General features: G+C 65.2%; 10 protein-coding genes and 1 tRNA gene. 7 read left to right on the plus strand and 4 right to left on the minus strand.

The genetic code is table 11. From position 1 onward, the window contains the following. Nucleotides 1–307 precede the first annotated feature (307 nt). The 6 genes from glpX (at nucleotide 308) to J7392_RS19195 (ending at nucleotide 6,986) form a co-directional block, all read left to right on the plus strand. Entirely contained in the window at nucleotides 308–1,270 is a 963-nt protein-coding gene (gene glpX / locus J7392_RS19170) for a class II fructose-bisphosphatase (protein ID WP_209218967.1), read from the plus strand. A gap of 52 nt (nucleotides 1,271–1,322) precedes the next feature. Further along, nucleotides 1,323–3,062 carry a single-stranded-DNA-specific exonuclease RecJ gene (gene recJ / locus J7392_RS19175; RefSeq protein WP_209218968.1) on the plus strand — a complete coding sequence of 580 codons (1,740 nt, stop codon included), beginning with the start codon at nucleotides 1,323–1,325 and terminating at the stop codon, nucleotides 3,060–3,062. Between the two features lie 117 nt (nucleotides 3,063–3,179). Beyond that, nucleotides 3,180–3,254 (plus strand) — tRNA-Glu (locus J7392_RS19180). A gap of 577 nt (nucleotides 3,255–3,831) precedes the next feature. Then, nucleotides 3,832–4,587, plus strand: a complete 756-nt coding sequence (locus J7392_RS19185) for a sugar transferase (RefSeq protein WP_247744665.1) — start codon at nucleotides 3,832–3,834, stop codon at nucleotides 4,585–4,587. A 71-nt stretch (nucleotides 4,588–4,658) separates the two neighbouring features. Beyond that, on the plus strand, nucleotides 4,659–5,570 hold the full coding sequence (locus J7392_RS19190) for a CpsD/CapB family tyrosine-protein kinase (RefSeq protein WP_209218969.1): 912 nt from the start codon (nucleotides 4,659–4,661) through the stop codon (nucleotides 5,568–5,570). A gap of 114 nt (nucleotides 5,571–5,684) precedes the next feature. Beyond that, nucleotides 5,685–6,986: a DUF874 domain-containing protein gene (locus tag J7392_RS19195; RefSeq protein ID WP_209218970.1), complete on the plus strand. Its 1,302-nt coding sequence runs from the start codon at nucleotides 5,685–5,687 to the stop codon at nucleotides 6,984–6,986. 5 nt (nucleotides 6,987–6,991) lie between these two features. Here the strand turns inward: J7392_RS19195 and J7392_RS19200 are convergent, their stop codons facing one another. Then, nucleotides 6,992–8,302 (minus strand): oligosaccharide flippase family protein, encoded by a 1,311-nt coding sequence (locus J7392_RS19200; RefSeq protein ID WP_209218971.1) that lies wholly within the window; start codon nucleotides 8,300–8,302, stop codon nucleotides 6,992–6,994. A 159-nt stretch (nucleotides 8,303–8,461) separates the two neighbouring features. Here J7392_RS19200 and J7392_RS19205 point away from each other — a divergent pair, with 159 nt between their 5' ends. Continuing rightward, nucleotides 8,462–9,667, plus strand: a complete 1,206-nt coding sequence (locus J7392_RS19205) for a glycosyltransferase (RefSeq protein ID WP_209218972.1) — start codon at nucleotides 8,462–8,464, stop codon at nucleotides 9,665–9,667. Here the strand turns inward: J7392_RS19205 and J7392_RS19210 are convergent. Genes J7392_RS19210 through J7392_RS19220 form a run of 3 tightly spaced genes read right to left on the minus strand, consistent with a single transcriptional unit; the run spans nucleotide 9,664 to nucleotide 14,029 of the window. Continuing rightward, entirely contained in the window at nucleotides 9,664–10,515 is an 852-nt protein-coding gene (locus J7392_RS19210) for a glycosyltransferase family 2 protein (protein WP_209219115.1), read from the minus strand. The genes J7392_RS19205 and J7392_RS19210 overlap by 4 nt on opposite strands. Beyond that, a complete protein-coding gene (locus J7392_RS19215; protein WP_209218973.1) occupies nucleotides 10,506–13,088 on the minus strand; it encodes a hypothetical protein in 2,583 nt (860 codons plus the stop codon). The genes J7392_RS19210 and J7392_RS19215 overlap by 10 nt, the downstream gene beginning before the upstream one ends. Then, nucleotides 13,085–14,029: a hypothetical protein gene (locus J7392_RS19220; protein WP_209218974.1), complete on the minus strand. Its 945-nt coding sequence runs from the start codon at nucleotides 14,027–14,029 to the stop codon at nucleotides 13,085–13,087. Before J7392_RS19220 ends, J7392_RS19215 begins: the two co-directional genes overlap by 4 nt. Between the last annotated feature and the right edge of the window lie 4 nt (nucleotides 14,030–14,033).

Here is a 14,033-nt window from a genome sequence, read left to right on the forward strand (position 1 = left end):
AGATGTGTATAAGAGACAGATGAGACGGTGCTTCGTGCTACTTTATGGCTCAACCCTAATGTGCGCCCGCGGGGGCGCACCCAGCCCCAACAAATCGCCTACCCGGTCGCACCAAAGGTGCGCCTAGATAGACCGGCACGCCTTCGGCGTGACGAGGCGGGCAGGCGATGGCCCGGCGCCTGCGGCTTGTTCCCGGGCCGGGGTGGCAGTTTCGGCCGAAGGGGCAGCCCCTTCCCAAACCCAAAACTTGCCCCGAGGCCCGCGCGAGGGTACAGGACAGAAAACACATTGCACCCAAGGACACTCCATGACCGCTTCCGCCGAATTCCAAGACCGCATGCTCTCTCTGGGCCTCGCCCGCGTTTCTGAAGCCGCCGCGCTGGCCTCGGCCAAGCTGATCGGCAAGGGTGACGAGAAAGCCGCCGACCAAGCCGCCGTGAACGCCATGCGCGAACAGCTCAACATGCTCGATATCGCGGGCGTCGTGGTCATCGGTGAAGGTGAGCGGGACGAGGCCCCGATGCTCTATATCGGCGAAGAGGTCGGCACTGGCAAAGGCCCCGGCGTGGACATCGCGCTTGACCCGCTGGAAGGCACCACGCTGACCGCCAAGGACATGCCCAACGCGCTGACCGTGATCGCCATGGGTCCGCGCGGCTCCATGCTGCACGCGCCGGACACCTATATGGACAAGCTCGCCATCGGCCCGGGTTTTGAGACCGATGTCGTCACCCTCGACATGAGCCCCGGTGAACGTGTCGAAGCGCTGGCCCGCGCCAAGGGCTGCGCGGCGTCCGACATCACCGTTTGCATCCTCGAACGCCCCCGCCACGCCGACATGATCGCCGAGGTCCGCGCCACCGGTGCGGCCATCCGTCTGATCACCGACGGTGACGTGGCTGGCGTGATGCATTGCGCCGACCCTGAAACCGGCATCGACATGTATATGGGCCAAGGCGGCGCGCCCGAAGGCGTGCTGGCCGCTGCGGCGCTGAAATGCATGGGCGGGCAGATGTATGGCCGCCTGCTGTTCCGCAACGAAGACGAAAAGGGCCGCGCCGCCAAGGCCGGGATCACCGAGTTCGACCGCATCTATTCGCGCGACGAGATGGTCACCCAAGACGTGATCTTTGCCGCGACAGGCGTCACCGGCGGCAACATCCTGCCGGGCGTGAAACGCGAGCCAGGCTGGCTGACGACCGAGACGCTGATCATGCGCTCGCGCACCGGCTCGGTCCGTCGCATCAACTACCGCACCCCGGCGGAGTGAGGGCCAGACTGGCCCTCCCCACCCCCTTCCATAACGGCCAAATGAGGTCCGCATGAGCTTTCTCGGTGTCGAAACATCTTTGACCGGGCGGCGCTGGATCGGTCCTGACGTGGAACTGACCCGCGCGGCGGAACTGCTGGTGCAGCGCGCGGGCCTGCCCGACCCGGTGTGCCAAGTGCTGGCGCGCCGCGGCGTGGTCGACACCCAAGCGGCGGGCTTTCTGGCCCCCGCCCTGCGCGACCTGCTGCCCGACCCCCGCTCCCTGCGCGATATGGAGGCGGCAGCAACGCGGTTTCTCTCGGCCCTGCAAAACCGCGAGCGCATCGCAATTTTCGCGGACTATGACGTTGACGGCGGCTCCTCCGCTGCGCTGCTGCTGGTCTGGCTGCGCGACATGGGCCACCGCGCAACGCTCTATATCCCCGACCGTATCGACGAGGGCTATGGCCCCAATGACGAGGCGATGTCGGCCCTCGCTGCCGAGCATGACCTGATCGTCTGCGTCGACTGCGGCACGCTGTCCCATGGCCCCATCGCCGCCGCCAAGGGCGCGGATGTCATCGTGCTGGACCACCACCTTGGCGGCGAAACGCTGCCCGATGCGCTAGCCGTGGTGAACCCCAACAGACAGGACGAAGACGGCACGCTGGCGCATCTCTGCGCCGCTGCGGTCGTGTTCTTGATGCTCGTCGAAGTGGGGCGGCAATTGCGCGAAGCGGGGCGCAAGGGGCCGGACCTGATGGCCACGCTCGACTTGGTGGCGCTGGCCACCGTCGCCGATGTGGCCCCGCTCACAGGCGTGAACCGCGCTTTCGTGCGTCAGGGACTCAAGGTCATGGCCCGGCGCGCGCGGCCCGGTCTTGCCGCCCTGTCGGATGTGGCGCGGATGGACACGGCCCCCACGGCCTATCACTTGGGCTTTCTGCTTGGCCCCCGCATTAACGCAGGCGGGCGCATCGGGCAGGCCGACCTTGGCGCGCGGCTCTTGGCCACCGCCGACCCGCATGAGGCCGCGGCCCTCGCCGAACGGCTGGACCAGTTCAACACCGACCGCCGCGAGGTTGAGGCCGCCGTGCGCGCCAGCGCCATGGCACAGGCCGAAGAACGCGGCTTTGACGGGCCGCTGGCATGGGCTGCTGGCCCCGGCTGGCATCCCGGCGTGGTGGGCATCGTCGCCTCCCGCCTGAAAGAAGCCGCCAACCGCCCCTCTATCGTCATCGGGGTCGAAGACGGCATCGGCAAAGGCTCAGGCCGCTCGATCAGCGGTATCGACCTCGGCGCGCCGATTCAGCGTCTGGCTGCCGAAGGGCTGCTGATCAAGGGTGGCGGGCACAAGATGGCCGCGGGCCTGACGGTGGCGGAAGACAAGATCGACGCGGCGATGGCGCGCTTGGGCGAATTGCTCACCAAACAGGGCGCGCATTTGGCAGGCCCTGCCGACCTCAACCTCTGCGGCATGATGATGCCCGGCGCGGCCACCGTGGAACTGGCCGAGATGGTCGACCAAGCCGGCCCCTTCGGCGCCGGCGCCCCTGCCCCGCGCTATGCCTTTGCGGACATGCAAATCCGCTTTGCCAAACGCGTGGGCGAGAACCACCTCAAAGTGAGCTTTGGCGACGGCCTCGGCGCGAATCTCGAGGCGATTTCATTTGGCGCTTACGACGGCCCCCTCGGCCCCGCGCTGGAAAACCACGGCGGCGCGCGTTTCCACCTCGCAGGCCGTCTCGACATTAACAATTTCCGCGGTCGGCGCACCGTTCAACTGCGTTTGGAGGACGCCGCACGGGCCTGAAAACTTTTTCTGAAGAAACTTCATTTTTCCGCTTGCAGCCCCCCGCAGTATTACTTAAACGTCCGCTCACAGACAGAGCAGCACACACTAAACGCTGCACTGATCTGACAAAAGAGTGGCCCGTTCGTCTATCGGTTAGGACGCCAGGTTTTCAACCTGGAAAGAGGGGTTCGATTCCCCTACGGGCTGCCACTTTTCTTCTCCAAAATCCAAAGACAAGCCTCCAGAGGCACTAAAGAATCCCCTCGGAATCGCGCTGCCGATCCGGGGTTTCTGGCGTTCGCCCACCTGCGCCCTGCGCCCAACTGTCGCCCATTTATCGCCCTGACATTATTGTGAGAATTGCGCGACGGGGGGTGGCTTGCGCCTAGATCCCCTCGCTATCCGAAGGCGCACAGGCTTAGCGGCCGAGACCTGAGGCAGATGACTACTCGGAACTCCAGCACCCCATAAGACCCTTATTTATCAACGTTTTGGCATCCAATCTACGCCTGCGCACGCCCTCCCCTCCACCATCGAACGCCACACAGCTGCACCCCATGGCGCCCCCATAACGCCCTCAACTCACTCCTAAATCTCCACCTGCCCGCCGCCCCGCGAAACAGTCTGTTTCTGAGAAAAAGGATCGAATAAGGCGAAAAGGTGGTAACAAATGATACATATCCTACCTGAACGTATAGGCCGGATAGGTCGTTGAGACGGAGCGGTGCGAAGGCGCCGTGGGCCGAAACGGTCCGAATGAATGCGATTGAACCCTGGGGGGTTTGGAATGAAGTACTTTGACGCACACAGCCATGCCTATGGCTCGATGGAAGTGATCGCCGGTCCGGTGCTGGGCCGTGCGCAGCCTGCCATGGCGGGGACTGCGGTGCTGCCCGCGCCGCGCGCGCTGGCGGCCCTTCGTCTGCGTCCGACCGGCCTTTATGGCCGCTACGCGAAACCGCTTCTCGACCGGCTGCTGATCCTCGTGTCCCTGCCTATCGCTCTGCCGATCATCGCGCTTTGCGCGCTGGCGCTGTGGATCGAAAGCGGTCAGCCCTTCTATACGCAAAAGCGCCTTGGCCGAGGCGGCAAAGGATTCTCCATCCTGAAGCTGCGCACCATGGTGCGCGATGCCGACGCGGTGCTGGAAAGCTACCTTGCCGCGAATCCGGCGATGCGGGCGGAATGGGATGAGATGCAAAAGCTGAAGGACGATCCGCGCATCACGCGGGTGGGCGCTTTCCTGCGGGCAACCTCGCTGGATGAGCTGCCGCAGCTATGGAACGTGTTCAAAGGTGACATGAGCCTGATCGGCCCGCGCCCCATGATGCCCGACCAGCTTGAGATGTATGGCGATGCGAAAGCCTATTTCGCGCTGCGCCCCGGCATCACCGGGCTGTGGCAGGTCTCGGCCCGCAACAACAGCCGTTTCACCTACCGCAATGAGGTCGACGCCGCCTATCGCCGCAATCTGTCGCTGCCGATGGACCTGACCATTTTGCTGAAAACCGTCGGCGTCGTCTTGCGCCGAACCGGGTGCTGAGCGATGCTCGCCGCGCCCGGCAATAACGAGAAATCCAGCGCCTCATGTTCAAGAAATCGAAAGGGAAGACGATGAGAGACCTCTACGCATCCGATGCCCTCGGCGCGGACAACAGCGACGTGACGGCGCAGTTCGGCGGCCCGGGGATGCGCCACAGCATCCGCCCGCGCCGCACCGTGATCGACCATGAAGATGAGTTCGACGGCGATTTCTCCGAAGGCGACCTGACCTTTGAAGACAGCCTGCCCGCCGTCCCTGCCGTTTCCCGCTACATCGGTGACGACCGCGCGCCGCGCTGGCAAGACCTGCCAATCGCCACCCCCGGCCCCGGCGGCGACATGCCGCTGGTTGACGATCATCGCAACAGCGCCGCCGCGCGGGCCTTTGACCTGCTGCGCACGCGCTTGCGTCAAACCACGTTAGAGCATCGCTGGGTCAATATCGCCATCACCGCCCCCACCTCGGGCTGCGGCAACAGCTTTTCGGCGACCAATCTGGCGCTGAGCCTGTCGCGGGTGCCGGGATCGCGCACCGTTTTGATGGACATGAACATGCGCAGCCCCGGTCTCGCCCGCGCCTTTGACATGCAAGCCCCCGGCGCGATGAGCGATCTGCTCAGTGGCCGTGCCGACCTCGGCAAGGGGATGCTGCGGGTAAGCGATACGCTCGCCCTTGGCCTGAACGACCGGGCCGAAGTGAACGCCGCCGAAATCTTGCAAGACAGCGCCACGGCGGAGACCCTGCTGCGCCTGCGCGCCTCGCTCCAGCCTGAAATCGTCCTTTACGACATGCCGCCGATGCTGGAGCATGACGATCTTTCGGCTTTCTTGCCGCAACTAGACGGTGTTTTGCTGATCTCCGACGGCAGCCAAACCATGGCGCGTCACCTGCGCGAATGCGAACGGATGCTCGAAGGTCAGGTGCCGCTTCTGGGCATCGTGCTGAACCGGGCGCGGGCCTCAAGCCTGCCGAAATATGCCTGACACCCCCTGTCGCCGTCCTTGCTTGCGCCCTATTATCGCCCAAGTCATCTGATCTAGGCAGGGAAACTCCGCCGGGCAACGGTCGGGGGCTTTGGGCAGGTTGGAAAGAGGCACATGGGACCGATCTATACATTCGATGACTTCATCGACATGATCCGCCGCCGCGCGGGCGTGATTATCTTGATCACGCTTCTGGGCTGTATCGCCTCGGTCTATTGGGCGCTTGCGACACCGCATGTCTACCAATCCTCCGAAGTCATCCAGATCGAGCAGCCCAAGATCGCCAATGATCTGGCCCCCTCCACGGTCGAAGGGTCTTCGGCGCGCCGTTTGCAATTGATCGAACAGCAGTTGATGGCGCGCGGCACCTTGGTCGATATCATTCAACGCTTTGATCTTTATGACGATCTGACCGCGTTGCGCATGTCCGAGAAAGTCGATCTGCTGCGCCGTTCAGTCACCATCACCGGCGTCGCGGCCCCGCGCGAAGGCTATGCGGATGACGGCACCATCTCGGTCATGACCTTTACCGCCGAGATGGACAACCCCGCCGATGCGCAGGCCGTGGCCCGCGAATTCGCCGACCGCACGCGCCAGATGTCCGCCGCCCGACGCCAGAGCCAGACCCAAGAAACCTTGGAGTTTTTCCAGCGCCAAGAGCAGAACCTGATCCGCGACATCTCGGAACTTGAGGCCGAACTGGCGGATTATCGCACCGAAAACGATCTGTCGCTCGAAGGCAGTCTTGAGTTTCGCCGCGGCGAGATCAGCAGCCTCAATGACGCCATTCTTGAACTTGACCGTGAAATCATCGCCACGCGGCTGGCGCGCGATCGGGTCAACCCCGATGCCCGCGCTGCCACCATCGCCCGCGAACAGGCCGAGTTGGATGCCACGCTCGAAAGCCTGACCACGCAGCGCGACCTGCTGCAAGAACAGCGCGAAACCCTGACCGCCAGCCTGCAAACCTCGCCCGAGGTTGAGCGGGAGCTGGCCCGGTTCGAACGCCGTCTGACCCAGTTGCAAGACCAGCTGGAGGTGATCACCGCCCGCCGGAACGAGGCGGAGGTGGGCTTCTCGCTTGAATCCGATCAGCGGGGCGAGAAGCTGATCACGTTGGAGCAGGCCGAACTGCCCGATTACCCCGTATCGCTCAGCCGCAAGAAACGCGCGGCGGTGGGGGGGGTGGCCAGCTTGGCGCTGGCGCTGATCGTGGCCTTCCTGCTGGAACTGCGCCGCCCGGTGATCCGCTCGGCCCGGCAGATGACGCGCGAGACGGGGTTGATCCCTGTCGTGTCGATCCCCGACCTCAGCCCGCGCGAAAAGCGCCGGACCTTGGGCAAAGTCTGGCAGGAGCGCTTGAAGGCCGGGAAAGAAGGCCGCGCCGCGCGGATGGCCCGCAAGCAAAAGGGGTGAACCGCTCAGACCGTGGCGCTCAGCCCCAGCACCCGATCCCAATGCAGCCAAAGCGCCAGCGCGCCGAGCGCCAGCCCCAAAAGGGTAAAAAACAGATCATGCCGCGCGTCCCAGACCCCATGCGCCCTTGCGAGCCAGATCAGCACCAGATGCGACAGCACCATCGCGGCCCCCAACCCGATCAGCGCCCCCGGCAAACCGGCAGTGATCACCCCCGCCAGCAGTAGCCCCACTTGCAGGCTGGCCCTTGAGGCCGAAGAGATGAAGAACCGCCGCGAATCCCCCGCGGCAAGGGCCGCTTGATCATAGGTCATCCCGATCACCTGCGGCATCAGCGCCAGCGCCAACATCACCAGAATCGCGCCGCTTTGCAGGTAGCGCGGGTCATAGAGGACCGAGACCAGCCACGGCCCCGCCAGCGCCATGACCACCAAAAGCGCCAGCAGCCCTCCGCTCAGCCCATAGCGCATCCGCTTGAGCTTGGGATGACCGCCGCCCCCCGCCTCTCGGTAGATCGGGATCATCACCCGCCCGGTGACATTCTGCCCCAGCAGCAGCGGAAAGCTGGCCAGAAAATAGCCGATATTGTAGATGCCCAACCCTTCGAGCGAGAGGAACTTGCCCAAGATCGCCTTGTCGCCCTGACTGGCAAAGAACCAGAACATGGTCGACAGGAAGATCCATTTGCCGAAATGCACAAACTCGCGCACCGCCGGACGCTCCCAGCGAAAGCGGTTGCCCGGCCCCGGCAGGAAGGCATGGGTCAGCGCCAGCTTCGCCAAGGCGCTCACCACACCGCCGATCACCAACGCCGCCACCGATTGATAGAGCGCCGCGCCCAAGATCATCACCGCGATGCCGATCACCTGCGATGTCAAGTCCAGCAGCGTCAGCCGCCCCATTTGCAGATGCCGATGCGCCGTTTCGATCCGTGTCGGGTTGAACCCGGCCACCACAAGGCTCAGCGCCGCGATGGGGAGATAGGTCAGCAGGAGCGGCTCGTCGTAAAACGCCGCCACTGGCCAAGCCAGCGCGGAGGCCACAAGCCACAGGCACGCCCCACGGATCGCTTGGATTGTCCAAGCGGTATCGAGGAAGTCCCGATCATCGCCACGCTTGCTCTGCGCAATGGAGGGGGCGATGCCCACGTCCGAGAACAGCGTCAGCCCGACAATCACCACCTGTATCAGCGCCATCAGACCAAAGGCTTCGGGAAAGAGCAGCCGCGTGAGGATCAGGTTCGACGCCAGCCGGATCGCCTGCGAGCCGCCATAACCCAAGACGATCCAAGAGGTCGAGCGCAATGCCCGTGCCATCAGGCGATTGCCCGTTACCGCTTGGGAAAGCTTGGAAAACACCCGTTGCTGCGCCTCTGCCAGTTCTCTGTGAAAGCCTAAAGCCTTGCCCGCCCTTGTGCCAGTGGCAAGCGGGCGGGTAACAAGGTTTATCAGCCCCAAGCCAAGGCCGCACCGCCCGTGAAGATCGCCTATATCCTCAACACCTATCCGCAGCCCTCGCATTCCTTCATCCGGCGCGAGATCGCGGCGCTCGAGGCGGCGGGCCATGAGGTGGACCGTTTCGCCATGCGCAGCCCCGATGTCCCTTTGGTCGATCCGCAGGACAAGGCCGAGGCGGCAGCGACCCAGTATGTGCTGGCCGCCGGTGGCAGCGCCCTCGCCCGTGCCAGTCTGCGCCTGATGCTGCGCGCGCCGCGGCGGTTCGGCCAAGCGCTGCGCGACGTCTGGCAAGCTGCCCGCCGGGCCGAGACGGGGCTGGCCCGCCATCTGATCTATCTGGCCGAGGCCTGTTATCTGCGCGCCCGGCTTGAGGGCAGTGACACCCAACATCTGCACGCCCATTTCGGCACCAACGCTGCGATGGTCGCGATGCTTTGCCACAGGCTGGGCGGGCCGCGTTATAGTTTCACCATCCACGGGCCCGAGGAATTTGACAGCCCGCGTGCCCTCTCGCTCGGCGCGAAAATCCACCACGCGGCCTTCGCCGTGGCGATCAGCCAATTCGGGCGCAGCCAGCTGTGCCGTTGGGTCGCCCCGGCGGATTGGCCGCGCATCAAGGTCGTTCATTGCGGCATCGAGCCCGCCAAATTCGCGGCCGCCGCCCCCTTGCCCGATGGCCCGCGCCGTCTCGTCTCCATCGGACGGTTTGTAGAGCAGAAAGGCCAGCTTGCCCTGATCGACGCCATGGCCCGGCTGCATGACAGCCACCCCGATCTGCATCTGACCCTGATCGGCGACGGCCCCCTGCGCGGCGCGATCGAGGCCGAGATCGCCCGCCACGGCCTGCAAGAACGCGTCATCCTGACCGGCTGGGTCGATGAGGCCCGTGTGACGGCGGAACTTGGCGCCGCCCATGCGCTGGTGATGCCCAGTTTCGCCGAAGGTCTGCCCATGGTGGTGATGGAGGCGATGGCCGCCGCCCGCCCCGTGATCGCCACCTATATCGCAGGCGCGCCGGAATTGGTGCAGCCGGGCGAGACCGGATGGCTGGTGCCCGCAGGCGATGTGGCAGCCTTGGCCGAGGCGATGGCCGCCCTGCATGACGCCCCCCTCCCCGCGCTAGAGGAAATGGGCACGAAGGCCCGCAGCCGGGTCTTTGCACGCCATGATGTCGCCCGTGAGGCGGCGAAACTCGCCCAGCACATGCAAGAGGCCGCCCGCTAGCGCCCCCGCACCCAGCGGTTCGCGCTGCGCAAAATCGGCGCATGGATCGTCAGCCGCACGGCCACAAAAACCAGCGCACCCAAGGGATCGGCCAGCGCCCGCCGCCAAAAGGGGCGCAGTCGGTCATGGGGATCGTCATTGTGCATCAATTCGGGGAACAGCCGCGCCACCTCGGCCACGCCCGCGTCCTGCCGCCGGCGCACCCGCACCAACGGCGCGAAACCTTCGATCATCGGCCAGTCATAGCGGGCGGGCACGGCGATACGCTCCTCGGGGCGAAAGTTCAGCCGCGCGAAAGTGTCGTCCGAGATGATATCGGGCCACGGCCCCCACCGCGCCCGCCCGGCGCGGTTCATCGCAAAGACACCAAAGCCCGGCACGCCATGGGTCATGAAACCGGTCGTCCGCCAGAACCGCGTGTAATGGCGCGTCACCCAATCGCCCGAGGTCGTCACCCGCGGCACCCCGCTGCCATAGCGCGGCGCGTCCCCGGCCAGCGCCTCTTCCAACTGGCTCAGCAAGGGCGGTGACACCAGCACATCGGCGTCGAGATAGACCAACACGCCCCCCCGCGCCGTCGCCTCGCCCGCGTTCCACGCGCCAAGCTTGCCACCTTGGGCCAGTTCCAGCACCCGCAACACCCAGCCCCGCGCCTTAAACGACGGGATCGCCGCGCGGGCAAGTTCGGCGGTGTTGTCCGAGCAGCCATTGGCCACGACGATCACCTCGACCGGCCCCGCCAGCGGCGCGGAGGCGCAGAGCGCGTCAAGGCAAGCGGGCAGCCAGTCGGCCTCATCATGGGCGGGGATCAACACGCTCACCCCTTGGAACGCGTTGGTCACTTCCATGCGGTCAAAGCGTCCCACCGCGGATTGTCATCCGCCAGATAGCGCAGCGCCCCCCAAGAGCCCCATTTCGTCGGCGCATAGACATCGGAGTAATGGGTGAAAAGCTGCCCGCCCACGGCCAGCCAGCCCGCCATCAGATCGGTATAAAGCGCGCCCATCTCGGGGGCGTAGTTCAGATGGTGAAAGAACGCGGTCAGCCCTTCGTCATTCACCTGCGCGCCGAGGCCGACCACATGGCTGCCGCCTTCGTACATCACCAGATCGAGGTTATGCGCCCGCGCCACGGCGGCGTGATGGGGCCAAACCCGGCCAATGAGATCGGCCAGCGTGTCAGCCTCCAAGCCGCTGGTGCCACCGTTGCGCAGGTCCTGCGTCGCAAGGGCCGTGGCCGCATCAAAGCGGTGGGCCGCGATATAATCGGCCAAAGCCGCGCCGCTGAGCCCCTGCGCCTCCCCCTCGGCGCGGGCCTTGGCAAGGCTATCGGCCAGCCAGCCGCTGACCAATTCGGCATTCTCCTCCAACCCCAGCACGCCGCCGAAATACCCGGTGATCGCATAGGCATCGAAGGCCGTGGCGGGGGCGCTGTTGCCCGCCTGCTCGGCCACGTAAAGCGGCGCGTCCAAGGCTTCGCGCTCAAGCCCCAGCCACCCCGTTTGGCTCGCGATCACATTGCGCAACCGCGCCTCGGCCTCTCCGCCGAAAACATCCGTCCAGATGCGCGCCACTTCGGCGGCCCGCAGACCGTAGAACTGCATCCCCTTCTCGGCCTCATCCCAGCGGGCCTGCGCCATCTCATCAGCCCATTGGGTCTGCGCGAATTGCCAGTTCCACACCTCGTTCGAGAACTCCACATAGGCTTTGCGCTCGCCCTCCAACGCCTCTTCGACATAGGTCGCAAAGGCGGTCACATAGCCATCATCCGCCAGATGCGGCATGTTGAACCACGGGTCGATCCCCAGTTCATTGGCCAATGCGACCATCACCTCCACCGGGACGCCGCGCAGGGCATAGGTCACGTCCTCGGGGCGCGGACGGTCTTCCCAAGTGGCGATGGGGCTGTCGTTGGTGGCCATCCAATCCATGAAGCGCAGCACCTTCATCCCCGTCAGATGCCGCGTCCAATCAGGGTTGAAACGCGCCCCGGCGTCGTAATCGGCGACGCGGTCTTCGCGGACCACGGTGATCTCACGCGGCGGATCGCTGCGGTGCATGCGCTGAATGCGAATGTCGACACTGCCCGGCCCCGGCGCATAGTCGAACCGCACCTCGTTCTTGCCATAGCGCACATTCTCGGCCCGGCCCGTGACCTCAATCACGCCCTGCCCTTTGAAGCGGAGCAGATAGCGGCCCTTGAGCGTCGTCGCCTGCGCCGGCATGTCGGTGAGGATTAGCGTGCCAATGCTGCCAAGTTCGCGCGGCATCTTCACTGGCCAGCCCTCAGCATCGAGATAGCCGCCTTCGACAAGCTGCGCATATTCCATCCCGCCAAAGCGCCCCGCGACATGGCCAAGCCACGGGCGGGCGGTTTTCATCAGGTCGAGGAACGGCGCTTGCACGCTCCAATCCGCGATGGCGGCGAGGCCGATGCCCATGTCGCGGGTGCCCGCAACGGCCTCCTCGGGGGCGGTAATCTTAAATGGGGCTGGCGGATCGAGAGGTTTCGCCGCCTCGGGCGCATCGCTGGCCGGGCTGGCCGCGGGCGGGCCGGTCGGGGCTATCGGCGCGGTCTGGGCGTTGTCCTCGGCCACCGGCCGCGTCGCGGGGGGCGCCGGCATCACGGCACCGCTCTGATAGTCCTGCACCGTCTCCCAAGCCACAAGTTGCAACGCCCGCGCAAGATCGGCGTCCGGCGTGTCGAAAGCCTTGCCCCAGCGGTCATTGAAATCCGTCGGGAGCCCGAGCGGGTCTTTGCCCGTCAGCGTGGCATATTGCACCATGGCAACGAAGTAGTGGCCGAGGTCGTTCAGATGGATGTCATCCGCGAAAAACGCGTCGATCCCGGTCAGCCCGGAGATGCTTTCGGCGGCGATTTCATCATAAAGCCGGGCCATCGCTTGCCCGGCTGGGATCACCTCGATCGTCGCGTTCTCCGAACTGCGCACCGCCGATGCGATCCCCTCCCACGCGGGCAGATCATTCTGCAACCGTTCGCGCCAAGGGATATGGGCGTGGTCGTCATAGGCCACTGCCTCTCCGCTGCCGCTTTTCAGCGAATGCCATGTCTCTTGCAGATAGACCTTCACCGTTGGATTGGCCGCCGCAGCAAGGCCAAAGAAAGCCTGCGCATAGACTTCGGTATCCGACCAGCGGGTGTGATTGGCCAGCGGGATCGCCTCGGTCAGGATCAGATGGGTGGTCTGCCCTTCGGGCAAGACCGTGCGGGCATCCACGCCCTCGGCCCGGTCAGATTCGTCCCAATTATAACGCAGGGGCGCGCCGTTGATGATCTGCGCGCGCACCTCGCCTTGGCCCACCCCGGCGCGCAGCGCCTCTTGCAGCATATCCGGCCCGTCGGCCCCGAAAAGACTGTGGCCCACCATCAGGACCGAGAACAGCCCGCCCAGACCGCTCATGCCGCGACCCCACTGTCGGGATGGGCGCGGACCACGTCCCAGACCACCTGTTGCATCAGTGCGGCGGCCTCAGCGCTTGGGGCCGCCGCCGGGGTGCCGTCGGCGCGGCTCAGCTGATTTGGCAGCCCCGCCGGGTAGCGGTGATAGAGCGTCGCGTAATGGGTCAGCGCCACGAGGTAAGCCCCCTGATCGTTAAAGTGGATCGTATCGGGGCGGCCATTCTCATCGCGCGAAAAAAGGTCATGCAGGCTGTTGATACCGCCCACCCCGCCAGCGGCATCGACCGCCCGGACAAAGGCCGCCATGACCTGCCCCGCGGGGATCAGATGAATGGGCACCTCCGCCTCCTGCAATGCGGGATAGATCACCTGCCGCCGCCAGTACTTATCCAAGTCCCGGTCGATGCGATTAAGCCACCCGTAGCCGTCATCTGTATGGTGCCATGTCTCATAGAGGTAAACGCGGATGTCGGGCCGGGCGGCATGGGCCAGCCGCGCCCAATGGGCAAGGTAGTCAGGGCTGTCGTGATAGCGGATGGCATCGGCGATCTCGACCATTTCGGTCAGCACCACCGCGTCGTAATCGCCCGAGCCGATGGCCGCCCGGGCGGGCTGGTGCTGCGCGTGATCGTTGGACCGCTCGAACCCGTTCACAGGCACATCCGGCTCCCAATGATCGCGCAGCGAACTGCCCCACCCGGTCTGGCTGTGATAGCCATGCCCCGCCCCTGCCATTTGCGCCAACATCGCGGGCATGTCGCGGCCCACCAGAGAATGCCCCAGATGATAGACCTGCATCGGCCCCGAAGGCGCGCTCACCGGCGTGGCATAGAGTTCCTCCGCCCGGTCCTGCAACTGCGCCCGGCGAAAGACCCAAGACCCGCCGCCGAGGCTGGCAAGCGCGGCGCCCCCCAGAAAGAGACGGCGTGAGAGTGCGACCATGAGA

It is taken from the genome of Sulfitobacter sp. R18_1, assembly GCF_017743915.1.
In the GTDB taxonomy this organism is placed as follows: Bacteria; Pseudomonadota; Alphaproteobacteria; order Rhodobacterales; family Rhodobacteraceae; genus Sulfitobacter; species Sulfitobacter faviae.

Excerpts from the sequence above, each read along its gene's own strand:
- J7392_RS19220 (WP_209218974.1), bottom strand. The coding sequence starts at position 14,029 with ATGGTCGCACTCTCACGCCGTCTCTTTCTGGGGGGCGCCGCGCTTGCC.
- J7392_RS19190 (WP_209218969.1), top strand. The coding sequence starts at position 4,659 with ATGAGAGACCTCTACGCATCCGATGCCCTCGGCGCGGACAACAGCGAC.
- J7392_RS19215 (WP_209218973.1), bottom strand. The coding sequence starts at position 13,088 with ATGAGCGGTCTGGGCGGGCTGTTCTCGGTCCTGATGGTGGGCCACAGT.
- J7392_RS19195 (WP_209218970.1), top strand. The coding sequence starts at position 5,685 with ATGGGACCGATCTATACATTCGATGACTTCATCGACATGATCCGCCGC.
- J7392_RS19200 (WP_209218971.1), bottom strand. The coding sequence starts at position 8,302 with ATGGCACGGGCATTGCGCTCGACCTCTTGGATCGTCTTGGGTTATGGC.
- glpX (WP_209218967.1), top strand. The coding sequence starts at position 308 with ATGACCGCTTCCGCCGAATTCCAAGACCGCATGCTCTCTCTGGGCCTC.
- recJ (WP_209218968.1), top strand. The coding sequence starts at position 1,323 with ATGAGCTTTCTCGGTGTCGAAACATCTTTGACCGGGCGGCGCTGGATC.
- J7392_RS19210 (WP_209219115.1), bottom strand. The coding sequence starts at position 10,515 with ATGGAAGTGACCAACGCGTTCCAAGGGGTGAGCGTGTTGATCCCCGCC.
- J7392_RS19185 (WP_247744665.1), top strand. The coding sequence starts at position 3,832 with ATGAAGTACTTTGACGCACACAGCCATGCCTATGGCTCGATGGAAGTG.